The sequence below is a fragment of the Bradyrhizobium sp. B025 genome (assembly GCF_042257955.1).
In the GTDB taxonomy this organism is placed as follows: Bacteria; Pseudomonadota; Alphaproteobacteria; order Rhizobiales; family Xanthobacteraceae; genus Bradyrhizobium; species Bradyrhizobium diazoefficiens.
Window position 1 is genome coordinate 2,898,210 of sequence record NZ_CP170150.1, and the last position, 18,466, is coordinate 2,916,675.

The following is an 18,466-nucleotide window of genomic DNA, read 5'->3' on the forward strand; positions in this document are numbered from 1 at the left end:
ATGCTCCCCGAATGGGTCTACCATAAGTGCCCCGAAATCTCCGCGGTCCATCGCGAGGCGGCGATCGTGCGGCAGGCGCAACTGACGAAGCCGACCGGCGCGCTCGGCCGGCTCGAGCAGCTCGCGATCGAGCTCGCGGGCCTGCAAGCGACCGAGCAGCCACGCGCGGCACGCGTGCCGATCATCATCTTCGCGGGCGACCACGGCATCGTTGCGCAAGGCGTGTCGGCCTATCCGCAAGCCGTGACCATCGCGATGATGGCGAACTTCGCCTCGGGCGGCGCCGCGATCTCGGTGCTGGCGCGTGAGTTGGGTTCGCACCTGGAAGTCGTTGACGCCGGCACGCTGGCGCAAGACGAGATGATAGGCATCGTCACCGACAAGCCGCGCAGCGGCACGCGCGATTTCAGCGTCGAGGCTGCGCTCACGCTCGCAGAGCTGGCCTTCGCCTTCGAGGCCGGCGAGCGTGCGGTTGCGCGCGCGGCAGCCAGCCAGCCCGATCTTCTGATCTTCGGCGAGATGGGCATCGGCAACACCACGACCTCGGCGGCGATCGCGGCGAGTCTGCTCGGCGTGAGCGCCGAGGAAATCGCGGGCAGCGGCACCGGCGTCGATGCCGCCGGCCGTGCGCACAAGGCGCGCGTGATCGATGCCGCGGTTGCGCGCCATGGCGTTGCGGCTGCGTCGCCCGAAAAAATCCTGTGCGCCGTCGGCGGCCTCGAGATCTCGGCCATTTGCGGTGCGATCATCGCGGCCGCGCAACGCCGCATTCCCGTATTGATCGACGGCTTCATCGTGTCGGTCGCGGCGCTGGCGGCCGTGCGCCTCAATCCGTCGTGCCAGCCGTTCCTCTTGCCGTCGCACCAGTCGGCGGAGCAGGGGCATCGTCTGGTGCTGCGCGCCCTGAACGTGCAGCCGCTGATCAGCCTCGATCTCAGGCTCGGCGAGGGATCGGGCGCCGCCATCGCGCTGCCGCTGGTGCGATCGGCCTGTGCGCTTCACAACGGCATGGCGACCTTCGCGCAGGCCAATGTGCCGGATCGCCCGGCCTGATCCGGCTCACACCACGCGCTGATTGACCGACACGACGCGCCAGCCGGTCGCGAGCCGGTCGATCCTGGTGAGCGACAGCGGATCGATCACGAAGCGCAGGGCAGCTTGCGGCGCAAGATCCAGCGCGATGCACAGTGCGGCGCGGATCGTGCCGGAATGCACGACGAGCGTTGCTGGCCCGGCGCCGATCCGTGACAGGCCCAGGCGGACGCGCGCGACCTGATCTTCGAAGCTTTCGCCGCCCGGTGGTCTCAGGTGCGCAGGGTCGCTCCAGAATTGCGCGTAGACTTCGCCGCCCATTGCGGCGAGTTCGTCATGCCGCCGGCCGGTCCAGTCGCCGAAATCCTGTTCGCTGAAGTTGCCCATCAGCTCCGGTTCGAGCCCCAATGCGCGCGCCGTCTCGACCGTGCGCCGCGACGGGCTGGCATAGCTCGCAGAGTCCCACGGCAGGCGCTGGCGCAACGCTTCCAGTTGCGCGCGATCGCCGAGATCGGCAGGCGCGTCCTGCGCGTGAATCGTCCCCGCGACGCCGTCGACGGGTGCATGGCGTATCAGCCAGAGGAAGGTCTCGCCTTCCATGCCTATCTCCAAGGAAGTTGGTCGCTGTGGCAATAACGCCGCAACTGCCACATTGACTCTGTCTCGATCGTAATCCTAGATGCTCGCGACGGTTTCCCCCGAGAGGGGATGAAAAGGGAATGCGGTGCGGGGATGTTTCCCCAATGCCGCGGCTGCCCCCGCAACTGTAAGCGGATAATCCTTCGTCAGAAGCCACTGGGTCCTCGGTCCCGGGAAGGCGACGAAGTGGTGACGACCCGCGAGCCAGGAGACCTGCCGTCAGCCGTGGTCACACGCGAAGATGTCGGTCGGGGAGTACAGACATTCGGCTTCATCGGACGGCTGAAAGGCCAAAGGTGAGACCTCGTTCGCTGTGACGTGCCACTGACGTCATACCGAGGTCCCGCTGTGTCTTCTATCCGTATTGTACGGTCGCGCCGTTTCCTGCTCGCCTCTGCTGCTCTCACGTCGTTTACAGTCGCCGATCTGCCCGCCGCGCTGGCGCAGCAGGTCCGCGAACCGCTGCCGCCTGTCGAGGTGTCGCCCGCCCAGTCCCGCAAGCAGGCCAAGCCGGCTGGCCGGGACGCGCAGAGCGCGCGCCGCGCGACGCCGCGGAGGCCAGCGGCCGCATCGGCGGCGCCCAAGCCCGCCGTGCCAGGCGAAGCGGCGCCAACGCCGCTCAACAGCAATGCGGTGGCCGAGAGCGCCTCGCGTCTCGGCCTCACCGTGCGCGAGACGCCCGCGACCGTCGAGGTGATCTCGGCCGAGACCATGCGCGAGCAGGGCTATCGCACCGTGTCCGAGGTGGCGCAGGGCGCAGTCGGCGTCACCTCCGGCGACGCGCCGGGGGAGCCGGCGGGCTTCTCGATGCGCGGCTTCACCAACAGCCAGATCAACACGCTCTACAACGGCATCAAGATCGGCCCGCAGAACATGACCTCGCGGATCATGGACACCGCCAATCTGGAGGCCGTCGAATTCCTGAAGGGCCCGGCCTCGCTGATCTCGGGCGAGGGCGCCGCCGGCGGCTCGATCAACCTCGTCACCAAGCAGCCGCACACCGGAGCGATCCGCAACGAGGCAGACTTCTCGTACGACTCCCTGAACTCGTTCCGCGCGCATTACGGCTCGGGCGGCAGCACCAACGTTCAGGGCCTCGACTACCGCTTCGACATCAGCCGCTCCTCGCTCAACGGCTTTGTCGACGACACCAACACCAAGACGCTCGACGTGTCCGGCCAGCTCAACTACCGCATCTCCGACAGCCTCAAGGTCTGGGGTGCGATCGAGTACCGCGAGGATCGCGGGAAGGCCTATTGGGGCGCGCCGCTGGTGCCGATCGCTTTCAGCGGCTCGCATGCGACGACGGGGATTGTTTCCGGCACCTACTTCAACAGGACCGACCTCGGGGCCGTCACGATCGACGACCGCACCTTCAACACCAACTACAACGTTCTCGACAACCGAAACGTAGCGCAAGAGGTCTGGTTGCGCGGCGGCTTCGAGCTGAAACTGGCGCCGGACCTGACGCTGAAGAGTCAGGCCTATGGTTACGGCGCGGAGCGGTCGTGGTTCAACAACGAGATCGAGGCGTTCGATTCCACGAAAAACCAAGTGTATCGCGAGCGCTTCTATGTCGCGCACAGCCAGCGCCTTGTCGGCAATATCACCGACCTGATCTGGGACACGAACATCGCAGGCTTCGACAACCGGCTGGTCACGACGCTGTCGTCGAGCTATCTCGACTTCGTCAGGCCAGGCGCGGCGAAATTCCCGAACGACTATGTTCCGCTGGTCGATTTCGATCGTGGCTATTACGGACTGCTCGCGACCAAGCAGCAGACCGCGCGCATCGACAACGAGGCGCTGTCGTTCGAGGACCGGCTGAAGCTGACGCGGACCTTCGCGCTGATCGGCGGGCTGCGCGTCGAGCATATCGGGCTCGACCGCAACTCGACCGACGAGAACGGTCTGGTGAACGCGGGCTTTCCGTTCACCAAGGACTGGGCGCCGGTGACGGGACGCATCGGCTACACCTGGGAGGCCGTTCCGGGCCTCACCTTCTTCAGCCAGTACGCGACCGGCGCTGATATCTCCGCCAACAACATCTTCCTGCTGCTGCCGACCCAGCCGCTGGACCTCACGACCGCGCGGACCTACGAGACCGGCGTCAAGCACCTGTTCTGGGACAACCGGGCGGAGTGGTCGTTCTCGGCCTACGACATCCTGCGCAAGAACGTCTATGCGGCGGCCGGCGGGCAGGCGCTCAATATTGCGGGACGGCAGGAGTCGAAGGGCGTCGAGCTCGCCGCCTCGGTGCGGCCGATCGAGCCCCTTCGGCTGTGGGGCAACATCGCTTATGTCGATGCGCGCTATGCCGACTACAATTTCGTCGGCGGATCGTTCTCGGGCAACACGCCGCCGAACGTGCCGCGCATCGTTGCCAATGCTGGCGCCTCGTACCGCATCTTCACGCCGTGGCCGGTTGAAGTCGGCATCACCGGCCGTCATGTCGGCGACCGCTACAATACCGATGCCAACACGGTGACGATGAAGGCGTATACCGTCGCCGACGTCTACGCCTTCGTCGACATCCCCAAGGCGGTCTTCAATGCGGTCGACCAGGCCCGCCTGACCTTCCGGGTGCGCAACATCGCGGACAAGCGCTACGCGATCTGGGGCGATCCGTTCTATCCCGACCAGATCCTGCTGGGCGCGCCGCGAACCTATGAACTCTCGGCCGCATTCAAATGGTAGGGCGCTGACCACATGATGGGCGCGATCGTCCTGCTGCATCGCTGGCTCGGGATCGCGTTCTGCCTGCTGTTCGCGATGTGGTTCGCGACGGGAATCGTGATGCACTTCGTTCCGTTTCCATCGCTGACGGAAGCGGAGCGGATTGCCGGTCTCGCGCCGGTGGATCGTACGGAGGTGAGGATCGGTGTTGCCGATGCCGTGGCCGTGAGCGGCATCGCCGATGCTACGCGCCTGCGCCTGATTCAGCGGAGCGATGGGCCGGTCTATGTCGTGTCGGGGTCCTCGCACCTTCGCGCGGTTCGCGCGACCGACGGGCGGGATGCATCGGTGCGGTCGCCCGAGGCCGCGCTCGCCATCGCGCAGGTGCATGCGCGCCAACGCGGGCTCGATGCCGCGCATGCGGCTGTCGTTGCGCAGGCGGACTACGACCAGTGGAGCGTGCCGAACGGCTTTGATCGTCACCGGCCCTTGTTTCGCGTGGCCCTCGGCGATGCCGCCGGAACGGAGGTCTACGTCTCGTCGCGCACGAGCGAGGTCGTGCTGGATACGACGCGAAGCGAGCGCGGCTGGAATCTCGTCGGAAGCGTCCTGCACTGGATCTACCCGACGGTCCTGAGAAGCAACTGGGCGCTGTGGGACAGCGTGGTCTGGACGCTGTCACTGTTGGCGCTGATTGCAGCCATGCTGGGTGCAGTGCTCGGAATCGTGCGGTCCAGGATGCGAGGATACCGGATCTCCTCGCCTTATCGCGGCTGGCACGCCCTTCATCATATCATCGGCCTCGTGGTGACCGTCTTCGTGCTGACGTGGATCTTCAGTGGATGGCTCTCCATGGATCACGGCCGGCTGTTCTCGCGAGGGCAGCTGACCCCGGCCGAAGCCGGCGTGATCGATGCATCGCCGGACTGGACGACCGCCCCATCGGCGGAACGGAAGCGAATATCGCCCTCGGCCCGAGAGGTCGAATGGTTTGCCGTTGACGGCAGCCTCTATCGACGCGAGCGGATTGGTCTCGAGAAACAGGTTGTGGTTGGGCCCGACAGTGAGGAGGCGCCGGTCGTCAGTGCGCGGGTGATCGGGAGCATGGTGACGAGGCTTGCGACGGCCTGCAATGCGCCGTCTATTCTCGCGGATAGCGACGATTATCCCGCGCAGTCCGTCGTTCCCGGTGCACCCGTCTACCGTTCCCGCTGCGGCGGCCTGTGGTTCGACATCGACAGCGCCGATGGCCGCGTGCTGCAAAGGCTGGATGCGTCGCGGCGAGCCTATCGCTGGTTCTACGGCGCGCTGCACACGCTAGATTTTCCAGTCCTGCAGGCGCATCCGCGTTTGCGCGATGTCCTGATCGTGGGCCTCTGCGCGCTCGGACTGGTGTTCTCCATCACCGGCATCGTCATCGGCTGGCGGCGGCTGCGTCTGTCTTTCATCAGCTAGGACGTCCGATAGAACAAAAAGTGCGAAAACAACCCCATGCACAGTAGCCGGTGATAGTGGAATCAACGGCTTACGCAGGCATCGGCGCGATTTGACCCGTCGGGCAAAACAGGGGTATATTGCGAATATTCCGAAATCGTCGCGATCTCGCAAAGTTACGCCTGCAACTGCGCCTCGATATGCCGCGCGGCGCGCAGCAGCGTGCGGTCCTGGCCGCGCCGGGCGATGATCTGGAGACCGAACGGAAGCCCGCGGGCGTCGGTGCCGCAGGGAAGTGAAATCGCCGGCAGGCGGGCGTGATTGACGAACGGCGTGAACACCGCATGCGCGCGCGGGCTCGCCGCGCGGCCGCCGATCGTGTCGGGTCCGAGCTGGGTGAACGGCCAGGCGACACAGGGGACGGTCGGCGTCAGCAGCAGATCGACCTCGGCGAAGAAGGCCGCGAATGCATTGGCGATCGCGGCGCTCGCGACCAGCGCACCCGCGACGTCCGCGCCTGACCAGGACAGCCCTCGCTCGATCTGCCTGGCGATGTCAGGGTCGAAGACAGTCGGGTCCTTGCGAAAAGCGTCTCCATGGAGCGCGGCAAGGCCAGCGTGCTGAAGCGGCATGAGGGCCTCTTCCGTCGCACCCGCCGGCCAAGTGGGATCGCGCAGCGCGATGCTGAGGCCTGCGGCGGAGAGACGCGCGACTGCGGAAACGAGCCCGTTGGCGACAACGTCATCGACCGCAACGTCGAGCCCGAGCCGCGGTGAGAAGGCGATGCGAAGGCCGGCGATGTCCTCGGCTTCTTGCGCAATGCCGGCTGCATCCGGATCGCGCGCATCGACACCGGCCATGGCCTCGAAGGCCAGCGCGATGTCGGCGACGTCGGCGGCGATCGGCGCGATGACCGACAGACCGAAGAACGGCTCGGCGAAGCCGGGTCCATAAGGGATCGCGCCGTAGGACGGCTTGAAGCCGGCGACGCCCACATGGGCCGGCGGCCTGCGGCTGGAGCCGCCCGCATCGGTGCCGATCGCGAGGGGCACGAGGCCGGCTGCGACGGCGGTGGCGGGTCCACCAGAGGAGCCGCCCGGCGTCAACGCGGGATCGAGGGGATGCCGCGTCGGGCCGAACAGCGGCGATGTCGTGACGCCCTTGCTGGCGAATTCGGAGGTTGCGCCAATGCCGACGATGACCGCGCCGGCCTTGCGCAGGCGCTCGATCGCAATTGCATCCTGTGGCGCGATGAAATCGGCGAACAGGCGCGAGCCCTGCGTGATGCGCCAGCCGCTGGCCCAGATGTTGTCCTTGACGAGGATGGGGACGCCGGCCAGCGGCATTGTCTCGCCGGCACGCAGGCGATCGTCGACCGCCGCCGCGTCGGCCAGCGTGCGTGCGGGATCGGTCGTGACCACTGCGTTCAAGGCCTTGGCGGCGTCTATGCGGCCAAGGGCGGCCTTCGCCGTGTCGACGGCGGTCATCCGCCCGGCGGTGACGGCGGCTGCGATCTCGCGCGCACTATGCGTCGGTTTTGTCATGGCCTCCCCACATCAGCGCCAATGTGCCGCAGAGGGCAAGACAGGCCAAGGCGAAGAACGCCGCGCCAAGGCCGGCCACACCGTCCAGGATCGACACCACGGCCGGCGCCGCCAGTAGGCCCGCATAGGACGCGGTCAGCACCGCGCCGGTGGTCTCGCCGATCCGGTCCTGCGGGGCGAGGCGCGCGATCTCGGCGATGAAGACGCCGTTCCAGCCCGACGCCGTCAGGCCGAACAGCGCCGCAACTGCGAATTGCCAGGTGCGGCTGAGCGATCCGCCGTCGAGGCCGAGCAGCGCGGCGCAGAAGGCCATGCCGAGGCCGATGACGATGAGCACGGCGCGGGGGGCGTCGAGGCGCATGGCGACGTAGCCCCAGCCAAGCCGGCCGACGAGGCCGCCGGCTTGCGCGCAGGCGAGCGCCATGCCGGCCTCGATATGGCTGAGACCAAGCTCGCGGGTGCCGAGCGTGACGAAGACGGTGTTGAGCGACACCTGCATCGCGCTGAACGGCATCGATGCCAGCGCCAGCATCGCGATCCGCCGGTCCGCGGTCACCAGTGCCAGCCGCGCGCGCAGATCGAGCTTTGGGGGCGGGACGAGCTTGCCGGCGTAGGCCGGCCGCAGCCACTCGAACAGCGCGATCGCGAACAGCGCCAGGGCAGCAACGGCCGCATAGCACCAGGCCGGCCCGAACGCGATGGCGATCGCGGGCAGGGCCAGCGAGCCGCAGACCGCGCCGATCTGGTTGCCGGTCTGGCGCACCGAGAAGGCGCGGCGCTCGGCGGTCACCAGCCGCGCCAGCAGCGCTGCGCTTGCCGGCGTCTCGGGGCCCATGGCAAGGCCGAGGCAGAGGCCCGCGGCGAGCAGGGCGGCGCTCGATCCGAGCGAAGCCAGTGCCATGCTGACGACGATGGCCGCCGCGCAGAGGCTCGCGATCCGCAGCGAGCCAACCCGCGCGATGAAGCCGCCGCCCCAGAACGAGGCGGGGATACCGACGGCGAACACCGCGCAGGAGAACATCGAGAGCTGCCAGACCTCGATATGGGCGCGCGGCGCGACCACGCCGGGCGCGAACAAGGCGAGCGCGACCAGCGCCTGGAGCCAGGTCATCGCGCCCAGGGCTGGCAGCAGTGCTGGCCGAGCGGCGGCGTTTCCGTCTACCATGGCGGCACGCTCAGGGGAGGGACATGATGGCAGGCGGTATTTCCATTCACGCGGTCGATGTGGCGAGCGGGCGTCCCGCGCAGGGGCTGCGCGTCGAGATCTGGCGGATCGATCCCGACTCCTCCCGCATCGCCGACGGGCGGCTCGGCGCCAATGGCGTGCTGGATCACCCCATAGCGCAAGGCGCCGGTGTGACGGCCGGCGAGTACGAGGTCCTGTTTCATCTCGGCGAGTTCTTTGGCGACAGCGACGGTTTTCTCACGGTGACGCCGTTCCGCTTCCGCATCAAGAACGTTGACGAGCATTTTCACCTGCCGCTGAAATTTACGCGCTGGGGTTATTCGCTGTTCCGCGGCGCCTGATCAGTTCGTCAGCCGCCGCGACAGGCCCGTGACGCGCTCCATGACGGCAACCAGCGCGACGGTCGCAATGATCAGCACGCCCGACAGGGCAGCGATGGTCACATCCAGCTTGCCCTCGAGGTCTTGCCACATCCGGATCGGCAGCATGTCGGTGGCGGCGTCGCGCAGGAACAGCGACACCGGCACATTGTCGAACGACGACATGAAGGCGATGAAGGCACCCGCGATGATGCCCGGCCGGATCAGCGGCAGCACGATCCGGCGGAACGTGTAGAGCCGGCTCGCCCCCAGCACCGCCGAGCTCTCCAGCAAGGTCGGCTCGAGCTGGGCGAGCGCTGCGACCGTATTGCGCACGACGTAGGGCACGCACACCACGGTGTGGCCGATCACCAGCGCCAGCGGCGAGACCGGCAGGCCGACCAGTGAGAACAGCATCAGGGCGGCAAGCCCGAAGGCAAGCGCCGGCAGCACCAGCGGCGACATGAACAGGGAATCGAGCAGTCGTGCCGACAGCGTCCGCGAGCGCGAGATCGCAAGCGCGGCGGCAACGCCGAGGACGACGGACAGGCCCGTCGCCCATAGCGCGACGATGAGGCTGTTCTTCGCCGCGAAGTGAAGCTGCCAGGCCTCCCACAGTTCGGCGTACCAGCGCAGCGAGTAACCCGGCGGCGGGAAGCGCAGCGAGAAGCCGCTGGTGAAGGAGACGATCAGCACCACCAGCGACGGCGCGATGATGATGATCAGCGCGATGACAGCGATCACGGTCATGGCCAGCTCGAAGCTGATCGCCTCCAGGGTGCGCTTGCGACCGCTCATCACGCGCCTCCATAGCCGCGCGACAGGCGGCCGAGCGTGGTGAAGACGGAGACGACCGCGAGCACGGCAAGCAGGAAGATGATCGAGATCGCGGATGCAAAGGGCCAGTTCTGCAGCGTGGAAGCCTGCTGATAAAGATACATCGGCATGAACAGCATCTGTCCGCCGCCGATCAGCGACTGGGTGATGAACGCCGTGATCGCGGCGGCATAGGTCAGCGTGCAGCCGGCGATGACGCCCGGCAAGGACAGCGGCAGCACGATCCTGAAGAAGGTGCGCCAGCTCCCGGCGCCGAGCGAGCAGGAGGCATCGTCGAGATTGGGATCGATGCGGCCGAGCGCGGTGATCAGCGGCAATGTCATCAGCGGCATCTGCACCTGCGCCAGCGCGATCACGACGCCGAACTGGGTGTAGAGCAGCTTCAAGGGCGTATTGATGATGCCGAGCGATTGCAGCGTCGCGTTGATGATGCCCTGGCGGCCGAGGATGACGATCCAGGCGAAGGTGCGGACCACGACGCTGGTCAGCAGCGGCAGCAGCACGATCAGGATGATGATGGTCTGGAGCTTTGGCCCGACCCGCTGATAGAGCCAGGCGATGGGAAAGCCGAGCACGAGGCAGACGGCCGTCACCTCCGCGCCTAGCAGCAGCGTCGAGCCGAGCACCCCGAGGCTGAAGGGATCGGTGAGGAAGTGCAGGTACTGGCCGAGCCCCCAATGGAGCCCGGCCGTGTCGTTGTGCAGCGAGAGCCAGAGCAGTTGCAGCAGCGGCGCCACGAAGAAGACCAGGAAGAACAGCGCCAGCGGCACTGCCAATCCCATCCCGTAGGAGGTCACGTCCCGTGATGCCGGTGCTGCGCCCATCGTCAGGTCCTTGGAGCTCTTAGATCTTGATCTCGCGGTTGAAGCGCTCGATCCAGGCCGAGCGCTGCTCGTTGATCTTCTTCCAGTCCTGGAACACGAACTTCTGCTTCAGCTCGGCGGTGTCCTTGGCGAGCACGCGCGCGATCTCGCCGCCCATCGTCACCTTGGAGTTGGTGGGCACGATCAGGTAGGGCGGGTTCATCAGCGTGGTCTGCACCTCGGGCGTCAGCGCGGCCTCGATCAGCTTGAAGGCGAGCTCGCGGTTGGGCGAGTTCTTGACGATATGGATCGTGGTCTTGAAGGCGATGGCGCCTTCCTTCGGGGCCACGAACTCGACCGGCACGCCGCGCGCCTTCAGGATCTGGATGGCGTTGAAATTGCCGGGTGAGATGTCGATCTGGCCTTGCTGGAACAGGGTCGCGAGCGCGCCGGGATTGGCGGCGACCGCGGCGAGATTGGGCTTCAACTCCTCCAGCGCCTTGAAGCCGGGATCGACATTGGCTTCCGAGCCGCCGCGCATCTTGGCGATCTCGACCAGCCAGCCGGTGCCGAGCGTCGAGTTGAGATTGGTGATGCCGACGCGGCCCTTGAACTCCGGCTTCCAGAGATCGGCCCAGGAGGTCGGCGGCGTCTTGACGGCTTCCGGATTGTAGGTGAGGCCGACGACCTGGAAGAACGGGGCGGGGCCCATCGGCTCCTGTGCCTCGGCGATCAGGTCCTTGTAGTAGGCGCTCTTCTCGACCGGATAGGGCTCGACCAGGTCCTGGCCGATCGCGACGAGGGCGGGGCCGGGATCATGCAGCATGACGTCGATCGGCGGATTGGCCTTGGCGGCATTGACCTTCGCGATCTGGTCGACCGAGAGCATGGGATCGAGCACGATCGCGGCGTCCGCGTTGGCTTTCCGGAACGCCGGCACCAGCACGGCCTTGTGCGCCTCCTCCCAGCTTCCGGTGAAGGTCGCGAACACCAGCGGGCGGGCCTGGGCGAAGCTCAGGCCGGGAAACGCCTTCATGGCGCCGAGTGTGAGTGCGGTCGTCATCAGGCTTCGGCGGTTCATGATCATGTGGAACTCCCTCTGGACAAGAACTGGATCTAAAGCGTTGCGGGAAAGGCGTTGGCGAGCGATGGGGCGAGCGGTGCGAGGCGCACCGCCGCGCCGTTCTCCAGCGCGCGCGTCTCGCCGATGCGCGCCTGCGAGACCTTGACGCCGGAGCCGTCGGCGGTCGTGACTTCGTGCACGACGGTGGCGCCCAGCGGCAGCGACATGCCGACCACGCCGGCAAAGCCGGTTTCGTCGCCGACGAATTGCAGATGCTCGGGCCGGATGCAGACGGTGACGCGGCCACCTTCGGCGAGCGCGCCGCCCGCGGGACGTGCGATGATCTCCGCGCCGGCATCGAGGCGGACCTTTGCGGCGGTGCGGTCCGCCGAGATCACGACACCGGGCATGCGATTGGTCGAGCCGACAAAGGTATTGACGAACAGCGTCTGCGGACGGTCGTAGACGTCGGACGGCGAGCCGAACTGCTCGAGCTTGCCATGGCTCAGCACGGCGACGCGGTCGGCCATCGACAGCGCCTCTTCCTGGTCGTGCGTCACGATCAGCGTGGTGATGCCGGAGACGCGTTGCAGCCGCTTGACCTCGATCTGCATGTCGAGCCGCAAATTCTTGTCGAGCGCGGCAAAGGGCTCGTCGAGCAGCAGGATCGACGGCTTGATCGCGAGCGCGCGGGCGAGCGCAACGCGCTGCTGCTGGCCGCCGGAGAGCTGCCGCGGCAATCGTTCTGCCATGGTCGGTAGTTGCACCAGCTCCAGCAGGCGCTGCGCCTCGCGCTGGCGGCTCGCCTTGTCGATGCCGCGCGCGGCGAGCCCGTAGGCAACGTTCTCGCTGATCGACAGGTGCGGAAACAGCGCGTAGTTCTGGAACACGATGCCGACCGCGCGGCGGTTCGGCGGCAGCGAATCGACGATGTCGTCGCCGATGATGATGCGCCCCTGCGTCTGCGCGATGAAGCCGGCGATGATCCGCAGCAGGGTGGTCTTGCCGCAGCCTGACGGACCGAGCAGGGCGATGATCTCGCCGCCCTTGATGTCGAGATTGATGTTCTCGACCGCGAGTGCGCCGCTCGGATAGCGGTGCGTGACCGCATCGACGACGAGCGAACGTCCGCTTGGCGCATCAGCCATGGTGTTGCCTCCCGTTGCTCCAGAGGAGAAAGCAAGTCTCGTGCCCGAAGCGCTCGCCTTTCGATGCGCGTTTTGGCATGGTGGGCCGATGACATCGGTTTGCGACCTCACGGCCACGGAGCTTGCGCGCGCTATCGCGAGAGGCGAGCTGTCCTCGCGTGACGCCGTCGAGGCGCACCTCGCACGGATTGCGGACCTCGATACCCGATTGGCGGCGTTCGTCACGGTCGATGCGGAGGGCGCCCGCCGTTTGGCGGAAATCTGCGATGCGGCGCCCGCGCCGATCGGACCGCTGCATGGCGTGCCGATCGGGATCAAGGACCTCACCGATACCGGCGGGCTGACCACCACCTACGGCTCGGCTTTGTTCCGCGATCACGTCCCGGCCGAGGACGAGCTCGTGGTCGCGCGGCTGCGGCGCGCCGGCGCGATCATTCTGGGAAAGACCAACACGCCGGAATTCGGCTTCGGTGCGGTCTGCACCAACCGGTTGCGCGGGCCGACGCGCAATCCCTTCGATCCCGCGCTGACCTCCGGCGGATCGTCCGGCGGCTCTGCCGTTGCGGTCGCGGCCGGCATGGTGCCGCTGGCGCACGGCACCGATTTCGGCGGCTCGGTGCGCACGCCCGCAAGCTTCTGCGACGTCGCCTCGATCCGGCCGACGCCCGGCCGCATCCCGTCGCCGCGCCGCCCGCTCGGCTGGGATATGCTGGCCAGCCACGGCTTCCTCGCCCGCGGCGTCGACGATCTCGCGCTTGCGCTGTCGGTATGCGCGGGAAGCGACGCGCACGATCCGCTCTCGGCCCGCGTAGTCAGTGACGATCGAGCGATCGCAGGACGTCCCCGGATCGCCGTCACGCCTGACTTCGGCGTCGCGCCGGTTGCACGCGAGGTTCGTGCGCGTTTCGCAGCGGCTTGCGAGGCGCTCGCGCGCGTGGCCAATGTTGTGCCGTCCTCGCCCGATTGCGGCGGCGCGATCGAGACGTTTCGTACGTTGCGCGCCGCGCACATCGCCAATAGCTATGGCGATCTTTTGAAGACGCGTCGCGCCGAGCTCACGCCCACCGTGATCTGGAATATCGAGGCGGGCGCAAAACTCTCCGCCGAGGACTATCTCACCGCCGAGCGCCGCCGTACGGCGATCTACCGCAGCTTTCGCGAGCTGTTCACGCGCGCCGATTTCCTGGTCGCGCCGGCGGCATCGGTCTTGCCCTGGCCGAACGAGATCAGCGACGTCACCGCGATCGACGGCGCCGCGCTGGAGACGCCGATCGACTATCTCGCTGTCACCTTCATCGTGTCGCTGGTCGGGTTTCCGGTCCTGACCTTGCCGGCACCCAGGGATGTGAACGAGCTGCCGTTCGGCATCCAGATCATCGCGCCGCCCGGCGGCGAATCCCGCTTGTTTGCCTTCGGCCGTGCCATCGAGAACGAATTGGGGTTTTCGCATCGCCGGCCGCCTCTCTGATCAGCTGTCGCGATGCTCGAGCCGGGCGGCGAGCGCCTCGGCAAGACCGATGGTCGGCTTGGCGGCGGGCCGGCGGAACGTGCCCGCCGTTGCCTTGCGCAGGCGCAGCGCATGAAGCGCTTCGGCCTGCTTCACTGAGGCGACGACTTGATCGACGACGGGGACGGGAATCCGGTCGGCCACGCGTTCGGCGAGGCCCGAGAGCGGCGCGCCCGCAAAAATCAGCACGTCGGCGTCATCCTCGACGATGGCGCGCTGGGCGAGATCGACCAGCACATCCTCCTTCTCGGTGCCGACCTCGGAGATCGCCTGGAACGGCGTGTCGAGCATGCGGATGCCGGCGCAGCGCTCCCATAGCCCGTGGGCGCGGACGCATTCCTCGTACCAGGGGCCCAACGCCTGCGCGAAGGTGACGATGGCGAAGCGGCGGCCGGCCATGCAAGCCGTCAGCATCGCGGCTTCCGCCATGCCGACCACGGGAATGTCGAAGGTTTCGCGCGCCGCGAACAGGCCGGGATCGCCGAAGGCGGCGATGATCGCGGCATCGACGTTCCGGTGCTGCTCGGCCAGCATCTCCAGCGCAATGGCGCCGCCGATCTGCGCCTCGGTCCGCGTCGCGATATAGGGCACGCCGCGGGTCGCGGTGCAGGGGATCAGCTCGGTGCCTGATGAGGCCGCGCGCTGCCCGACCCCCATCATCAGGTGCGTGACTTCGGTGCTGGTGTTCGGATTGAGCAGCAGCAGCTTCATGGTCACGCCGCCGTCTGCTTGGCTTGAGAGGCGGCGATCACTTCGAGCAGGGCAGTGCCGGTGCGCCGGACATGGGCGCCGAGCAGGCGGCCGGCCGCTTCGCTGTCGCGCGCCTCGAGCGCTGCCAGGATATCGGCGTGCTCGTCGACCGAATTGCTCCAGCGGCTGTTAGCGCCGAGCGCGAGGTAACGCGCGCGTTCGGCGCGGGAGATCAGCGTCTCGTGCGCCTCGCGCAGCGGCGTGTTGCGCGCCATGCGGACGATGGTGTTGTGGATCTCGCCGTTGATGGCGAAGTAATCGTCGAGCTTGCCGTTGCGGTGATGACCCTCCATGCGGGTCTGAAGCGTGCGCAGGCGGGCGAGATCGCGCTCGGTGGCGCGCTCCGCGGCAAGCTCGGCGGCCAGCCGTTCGATTCCGGACAGCGCCTCGAACAGCTCCGAGATGCCGTCGACCGCGATGTCGGCGATGCGCGGGCTTCGATTGGGGCGTAGCTCGATCAACCCTTCGGCCGCCAGCACCTTCATCGCCTCGCGCAACGGCGTGCGCGACACGCCCAGCTCCTTCGACAGCCTGGTCTCCTGGGTCTGCGATCCCGGCGGCAGCTCGCCGCGGATGATCATCGTCCGCATCCGCGCGGCGGCGCGCTCATGCAGGCCCATCCGCTTGAGTTTGGGCGACTTTCGTCCCTTCGGCGCTTCCGATTTCTGCTGCACGCGTGCCTCACTGCTTCCGCTCATCTTAGCCGTTTCCAGCCCTTTGACTTGCCCAAAATACCGACGCATCTCGCTGAAAACAATGGCACAACGCGCAAATTGTATGCAGCATGCAGAATCCCCGTTGCGCTGCCGCAAAGGCCGGCCGATGATCTCTGGTGACGCGCGAGACCTCGCGCCTTCGAAACGGAGTGAGCGATGCGGACGAGTTTGCGATGGGGCCTCGTGGTGATGGCGGCGATGTTCGGTGGCAGCGATCTCGCCTCCGCGCAGACCGCCAAGATCAAGCTCGGTTACGCCAAATGCGCGCACTGCCTGCCGATGTCGCTGATTGCAGGCATGGCGAAGGGTGTCGAGGTCGAGGCCACCGGCTTCAACTCGGGCAATGACGTGCTCACCGCGCTGGTGTCGAAGAGCATCGACGTCGCGCAGGTCACTTACCTCCACTACATCACCGCGCTCGACAAAGGCTTCGACGTCGTCGCCGTGTCCGGCCAGATCAATGGCGGCTCGGAATGCCTCTCCTCCGCGAAGCTGAACCTGCCGCCTGAGGATTGGACCACTTTCAAGACGACCGCTCTGAAGGCGAAGAGCGACGGTCAGCCGCTCAAGGTCGCGGCGTCCCGCGGCAATGCGCAGGACATCCACATGCGCGGCGCGTTCCTGAAGCAGGGCGTCGATCCCAACAAGGACATCCAGTTCATCAACATTCCCAACCCGTCGGACCATCTCGCGGCGCTCCAGCGCGGCGAGGTCGACATGATCTGCTCGGTCGAGCCGTTTGCCTCGCAGATCCGGCTCGCCGGCGCCGGCAAGCACTTCGTGCTGCCCTACGACCAGGCCGCGGGGAATCTCACCAACCTGATCGTCACCCGTTCCGACGTGATCGCGAGCCAGCGCGCCGGCGTCCAGGGCGTCGTCAGCGCCGTGGTCGAGCTCGACAACAAGCTGATCGCCGACAAGGGGCCGTGGATCGAGGTCATCAACAAGCTCACCGGCCTCGACAAGACGGTCGCGACCGAGGCGCTGAAGAACGCTTCGCCAGATCCCGCGATCCATCGTTCGCAGACGCTCGCGATCGCCGCGATGATGCGCGACCTCAAATACATTGCGAAGGACGTCTCCGCGGAAGCGGAGAAGAACATGGACTATTCGTTCCTGGAGCAGGCCACGGGAAAAGCCAAGAATGACCTCGGTTATTGATGCCGCGCCGGTCAAGCCGGCGTTCCGGCTGACACGGGCGTTCCAGGGGCTCGAACGCGTCGTCGTCCCCGCGCTGCTGATCGCGGGCTGGGAAGCCTTTGCCCGCAGCGGCATGCTGCCGCCGGCGCTGCTACCGGCGCCGAGCGCGGTGCTGCATGCGCTCGGCGACTGGGTGTTCGGCTTCGACGAGACCACACAGACCTATTCGGGGCACTGGCTGCGCGATGCGCTCGCCAGCGCTCTTCGCGTCTTCGGCGGCTTTGCGCTGGCAAGCGCGCTCGGCATTCTCGCTGGCGTCGCGATCGGCTGGTCGCGCCTGTTCGAGAAGACGCTGGAGCCGACGCTGCAGATGCTGCGGCCGATCCCGCCGGTGTCCTGGATTCCGCTGGCGATCATCTGGTTCGGCATCGCCGACAAGCCCGCGATCTTTCTCGTCTTCCTCGGCGCCTTCTTTCCCGTGCTGATGAACAGCATTCACGGGGTGAAGACCGTGGACCACAATCTCGTGCGTGCCGGCGCGATGATGGGCGCAAGCCAGCGGCAGATGTTGACCGATATCGTGCTGCCGGCGGCGCTGCCCTCGATCTTCGCAGGCCTGCGCATCGCGGTCGGCTCGGCCTGGATGCTGACGGTCACCGCCGAGATGGTGGCGGTGAAGAGCGGCCTCGGCTACGTCCTGTGGGATTCCTACTACTTCCTGCGCTACGACATCGTGCTTGCCGCGATGATCTCGATCGGGCTGCTAGGCTATCTCTCCGACCTCGGCCTCAAGGCGATCATGGCGCGCACGCTGCGCTGGCAGCAGACGACCACCGTGCAGGGCAGGGCAGGCTGATGGCGGCAATCGAGCTTCGCAACATCGTCAAGGTATTCTCCGACAAGCGGCGCGGCCGCGATCTCCTGACGCTGGACAACATCAATCTCGACATCGAGGCCAATGACTTCGTCTGCCTGCTCGGCCCGTCCGGCTGCGGCAAGTCAACCTTGCTCAACATCATCGCCGGCTTCGAGCAGGCGACGAGCGGCCGCACGCTGGTCGGCGGCAAGCAGGTGGAGCGGCCCGGCTCGGACCGCGGCGTGGTGTTCCAGCAGCCGACCCTGATGCCGTGGCTGACGGCGATCGACAACATTGCGTTCCATCTCAAGCTCAAGGGCGTCGGCAAGGCCGAACGGCACCACCGCGCCATGGAGTTCATCGATCTCGTCGGCCTGCGCGGCTTCGAGCACCATCATCCCTCCGAGATGTCCGGCGGCATGAACCAGCGGGTCGGGATCGCCCGCGCGCTGCTGATGAACCCGAGCGTCATCCTGATGGACGAGCCGTTCGCGGCGCTCGACGCCCAGACCAAGCTCGAAATGCAGGAGGAACTGGTCGCGATCTGGCAGAAGCGCCGCTGCACCATCGTGTTCGTCACCCACAGCGTCGACGAGGCGCTGGTGCTCGGCAACAAGATCGTGGTGATGACCAAGCGGCCGGGGCGGATCCGCGAGGCCGTCAATTTCGACCTGCCGCGTCCGCGCGACATCACCAGCCCCGAATTCAACGACGCCAAGCGCCACATCCTGGCTCTGATCCGGGAGGAGTCGACGCGCCTCGCGCAGGCGTCGTAG

Annotated in this window: 17 protein-coding genes and 1 riboswitch; of the genes, 8 read left to right on the plus strand and 9 right to left on the minus strand. The window is 66.9% G+C overall.

The window, feature by feature from the left end:
• Complete coding sequence (cobT, locus tag ACE10W_RS13270) at positions 1-1,053, plus strand: nicotinate-nucleotide--dimethylbenzimidazole phosphoribosyltransferase (protein ID WP_304552046.1); 1,053 nt, start codon at positions 1-3, stop codon at positions 1,051-1,053.
• Between the two features lie 6 nt (positions 1,054-1,059).
• Here the strand turns inward: cobT and ACE10W_RS13275 are convergent, their stop codons facing one another.
• Positions 1,060-1,632 (minus strand): histidine phosphatase family protein, encoded by a 573-nt coding sequence (locus tag ACE10W_RS13275; protein ID WP_060911296.1) that lies wholly within the window; start codon positions 1,630-1,632, stop codon positions 1,060-1,062.
• Positions 1,633-1,704: 72 nt separating this feature from the next.
• Positions 1,705-1,907: riboswitch (cobalamin riboswitch) on the plus strand.
• Between the two features lie 112 nt (positions 1,908-2,019).
• On the opposite strand from ACE10W_RS13275, the gene ACE10W_RS13280 reads away from it, so the two are divergent.
• Both ACE10W_RS13280 and ACE10W_RS13285 read left to right on the plus strand, forming a co-directional pair.
• Complete coding sequence (locus tag ACE10W_RS13280; protein ID WP_304552051.1) at positions 2,020-4,368, plus strand: TonB-dependent siderophore receptor; 2,349 nt, start codon at positions 2,020-2,022, stop codon at positions 4,366-4,368.
• A gap of 12 nt (positions 4,369-4,380) precedes the next feature.
• On the plus strand, positions 4,381-5,802 hold the full coding sequence (locus tag ACE10W_RS13285) for a PepSY domain-containing protein (protein ID WP_304552053.1): 1,422 nt from the start codon (positions 4,381-4,383) through the stop codon (positions 5,800-5,802).
• A 155-nt stretch (positions 5,803-5,957) separates the two neighbouring features.
• Here the strand turns inward: ACE10W_RS13285 and ACE10W_RS13290 are convergent, their stop codons facing one another.
• Complete coding sequence (locus ACE10W_RS13290; RefSeq protein WP_304552055.1) at positions 5,958-7,325, minus strand: amidase; 1,368 nt, start codon at positions 7,323-7,325, stop codon at positions 5,958-5,960.
• Positions 7,306-8,490 carry an MFS transporter gene (locus tag ACE10W_RS13295; protein ID WP_304552057.1) on the minus strand — a complete coding sequence of 395 codons (1,185 nt, stop codon included), beginning with the start codon at positions 8,488-8,490 and terminating at the stop codon, positions 7,306-7,308. The genes ACE10W_RS13290 and ACE10W_RS13295 overlap by 20 nt, the downstream gene beginning before the upstream one ends.
• A 26-nt stretch (positions 8,491-8,516) precedes the next feature.
• Between ACE10W_RS13295 and ACE10W_RS13300 the strand changes: the two genes are divergently transcribed.
• A complete protein-coding gene (locus tag ACE10W_RS13300) occupies positions 8,517-8,852 on the plus strand; it encodes a hydroxyisourate hydrolase (protein WP_304553749.1) in 336 nt (111 codons plus the stop codon).
• On the opposite strand, the gene ACE10W_RS13305 is transcribed toward ACE10W_RS13300, so the two are convergent.
• From ACE10W_RS13305 to ACE10W_RS13320, 4 genes are read right to left on the minus strand one after another with little or no spacing between them, the layout of a single operon-like run.
• On the minus strand, positions 8,853-9,668 hold the full coding sequence (locus ACE10W_RS13305; protein ID WP_304552059.1) for an ABC transporter permease: 816 nt from the start codon (positions 9,666-9,668) through the stop codon (positions 8,853-8,855). It abuts the gene before it with no gap.
• Positions 9,668-10,531: an ABC transporter permease gene (locus ACE10W_RS13310; RefSeq protein WP_011086069.1), complete on the minus strand. Its 864-nt coding sequence runs from the start codon at positions 10,529-10,531 to the stop codon at positions 9,668-9,670. Before ACE10W_RS13310 ends, ACE10W_RS13305 begins: the two co-directional genes overlap by 1 nt.
• A 19-nt stretch (positions 10,532-10,550) precedes the next feature.
• Positions 10,551-11,597: an ABC transporter substrate-binding protein gene (locus ACE10W_RS13315; protein ID WP_011086070.1), complete on the minus strand. Its 1,047-nt coding sequence runs from the start codon at positions 11,595-11,597 to the stop codon at positions 10,551-10,553.
• Between the two features lie 29 nt (positions 11,598-11,626).
• Entirely contained in the window at positions 11,627-12,721 is a 1,095-nt protein-coding gene (locus tag ACE10W_RS13320; RefSeq protein ID WP_011086071.1) for an ABC transporter ATP-binding protein, read from the minus strand.
• A gap of 88 nt (positions 12,722-12,809) precedes the next feature.
• On the opposite strand from ACE10W_RS13320, the gene ACE10W_RS13325 reads away from it, so the two are divergent.
• Complete coding sequence (locus ACE10W_RS13325) at positions 12,810-14,189, plus strand: amidase (RefSeq protein ID WP_011086072.1); 1,380 nt, start codon at positions 12,810-12,812, stop codon at positions 14,187-14,189.
• Here ACE10W_RS13325 and ACE10W_RS13330 read toward each other — a convergent pair whose 3' ends face one another.
• Positions 14,190-14,939 (minus strand): aspartate/glutamate racemase family protein, encoded by a 750-nt coding sequence (locus ACE10W_RS13330; RefSeq protein WP_038966024.1) that lies wholly within the window; start codon positions 14,937-14,939, stop codon positions 14,190-14,192.
• 2 nt (positions 14,940-14,941) lie between these two features.
• On the minus strand, positions 14,942-15,676 hold the full coding sequence (locus ACE10W_RS13335) for a GntR family transcriptional regulator (protein ID WP_370163210.1): 735 nt from the start codon (positions 15,674-15,676) through the stop codon (positions 14,942-14,944).
• A 174-nt stretch (positions 15,677-15,850) separates the two neighbouring features.
• On the opposite strand from ACE10W_RS13335, the gene ACE10W_RS13340 reads away from it, so the two are divergent.
• From ACE10W_RS13340 to ACE10W_RS13350, 3 genes are read left to right on the plus strand one after another with little or no spacing between them, the layout of a single operon-like run.
• A complete protein-coding gene (locus ACE10W_RS13340; protein ID WP_011086075.1) occupies positions 15,851-16,855 on the plus strand; it encodes an ABC transporter substrate-binding protein in 1,005 nt (334 codons plus the stop codon).
• Entirely contained in the window at positions 16,839-17,690 is an 852-nt protein-coding gene (locus ACE10W_RS13345; RefSeq protein WP_011086076.1) for an ABC transporter permease, read from the plus strand. The genes ACE10W_RS13340 and ACE10W_RS13345 overlap by 17 nt, the downstream gene beginning before the upstream one ends.
• Positions 17,690-18,466, plus strand: coding sequence for an ABC transporter ATP-binding protein (locus ACE10W_RS13350; RefSeq protein ID WP_011086077.1), 777 nt, complete (start codon positions 17,690-17,692; stop codon positions 18,464-18,466). Before ACE10W_RS13345 ends, ACE10W_RS13350 begins: the two co-directional genes overlap by 1 nt.

Coding starts and splice junctions, on each gene's coding strand:
- cobT (WP_304552046.1), top strand. CDS start 1: ATGCTCCCCGAATGGGTCTACCATAAGTGCCCCGAAATCTCCGCGGTC.
- ACE10W_RS13275 (WP_060911296.1), bottom strand. CDS start 1,632: ATGGAAGGCGAGACCTTCCTCTGGCTGATACGCCATGCACCCGTCGAC.
- ACE10W_RS13285 (WP_304552053.1), top strand. CDS start 4,381: ATGATGGGCGCGATCGTCCTGCTGCATCGCTGGCTCGGGATCGCGTTC.
- ACE10W_RS13325 (WP_011086072.1), top strand. CDS start 12,810: ATGACATCGGTTTGCGACCTCACGGCCACGGAGCTTGCGCGCGCTATC.
- ACE10W_RS13330 (WP_038966024.1), bottom strand. CDS start 14,939: ATGAAGCTGCTGCTGCTCAATCCGAACACCAGCACCGAAGTCACGCAC.
- ACE10W_RS13320 (WP_011086071.1), bottom strand. CDS start 12,721: ATGGCTGATGCGCCAAGCGGACGTTCGCTCGTCGTCGATGCGGTCACG.
- ACE10W_RS13300 (WP_304553749.1), top strand. CDS start 8,517: ATGGCAGGCGGTATTTCCATTCACGCGGTCGATGTGGCGAGCGGGCGT.
- ACE10W_RS13295 (WP_304552057.1), bottom strand. CDS start 8,490: ATGGTAGACGGAAACGCCGCCGCTCGGCCAGCACTGCTGCCAGCCCTG.
- ACE10W_RS13335 (WP_370163210.1), bottom strand. CDS start 15,676: ATGAGCGGAAGCAGTGAGGCACGCGTGCAGCAGAAATCGGAAGCGCCG.
- ACE10W_RS13315 (WP_011086070.1), bottom strand. CDS start 11,597: ATGATCATGAACCGCCGAAGCCTGATGACGACCGCACTCACACTCGGC.
- ACE10W_RS13305 (WP_304552059.1), bottom strand. CDS start 9,668: ATGAGCGGTCGCAAGCGCACCCTGGAGGCGATCAGCTTCGAGCTGGCC.
- ACE10W_RS13345 (WP_011086076.1), top strand. CDS start 16,839: ATGACCTCGGTTATTGATGCCGCGCCGGTCAAGCCGGCGTTCCGGCTG.
- ACE10W_RS13310 (WP_011086069.1), bottom strand. CDS start 10,531: ATGGGCGCAGCACCGGCATCACGGGACGTGACCTCCTACGGGATGGGA.
- ACE10W_RS13290 (WP_304552055.1), bottom strand. CDS start 7,325: ATGACAAAACCGACGCATAGTGCGCGCGAGATCGCAGCCGCCGTCACC.
- ACE10W_RS13340 (WP_011086075.1), top strand. CDS start 15,851: ATGCGGACGAGTTTGCGATGGGGCCTCGTGGTGATGGCGGCGATGTTC.
- ACE10W_RS13350 (WP_011086077.1), top strand. CDS start 17,690: ATGGCGGCAATCGAGCTTCGCAACATCGTCAAGGTATTCTCCGACAAG.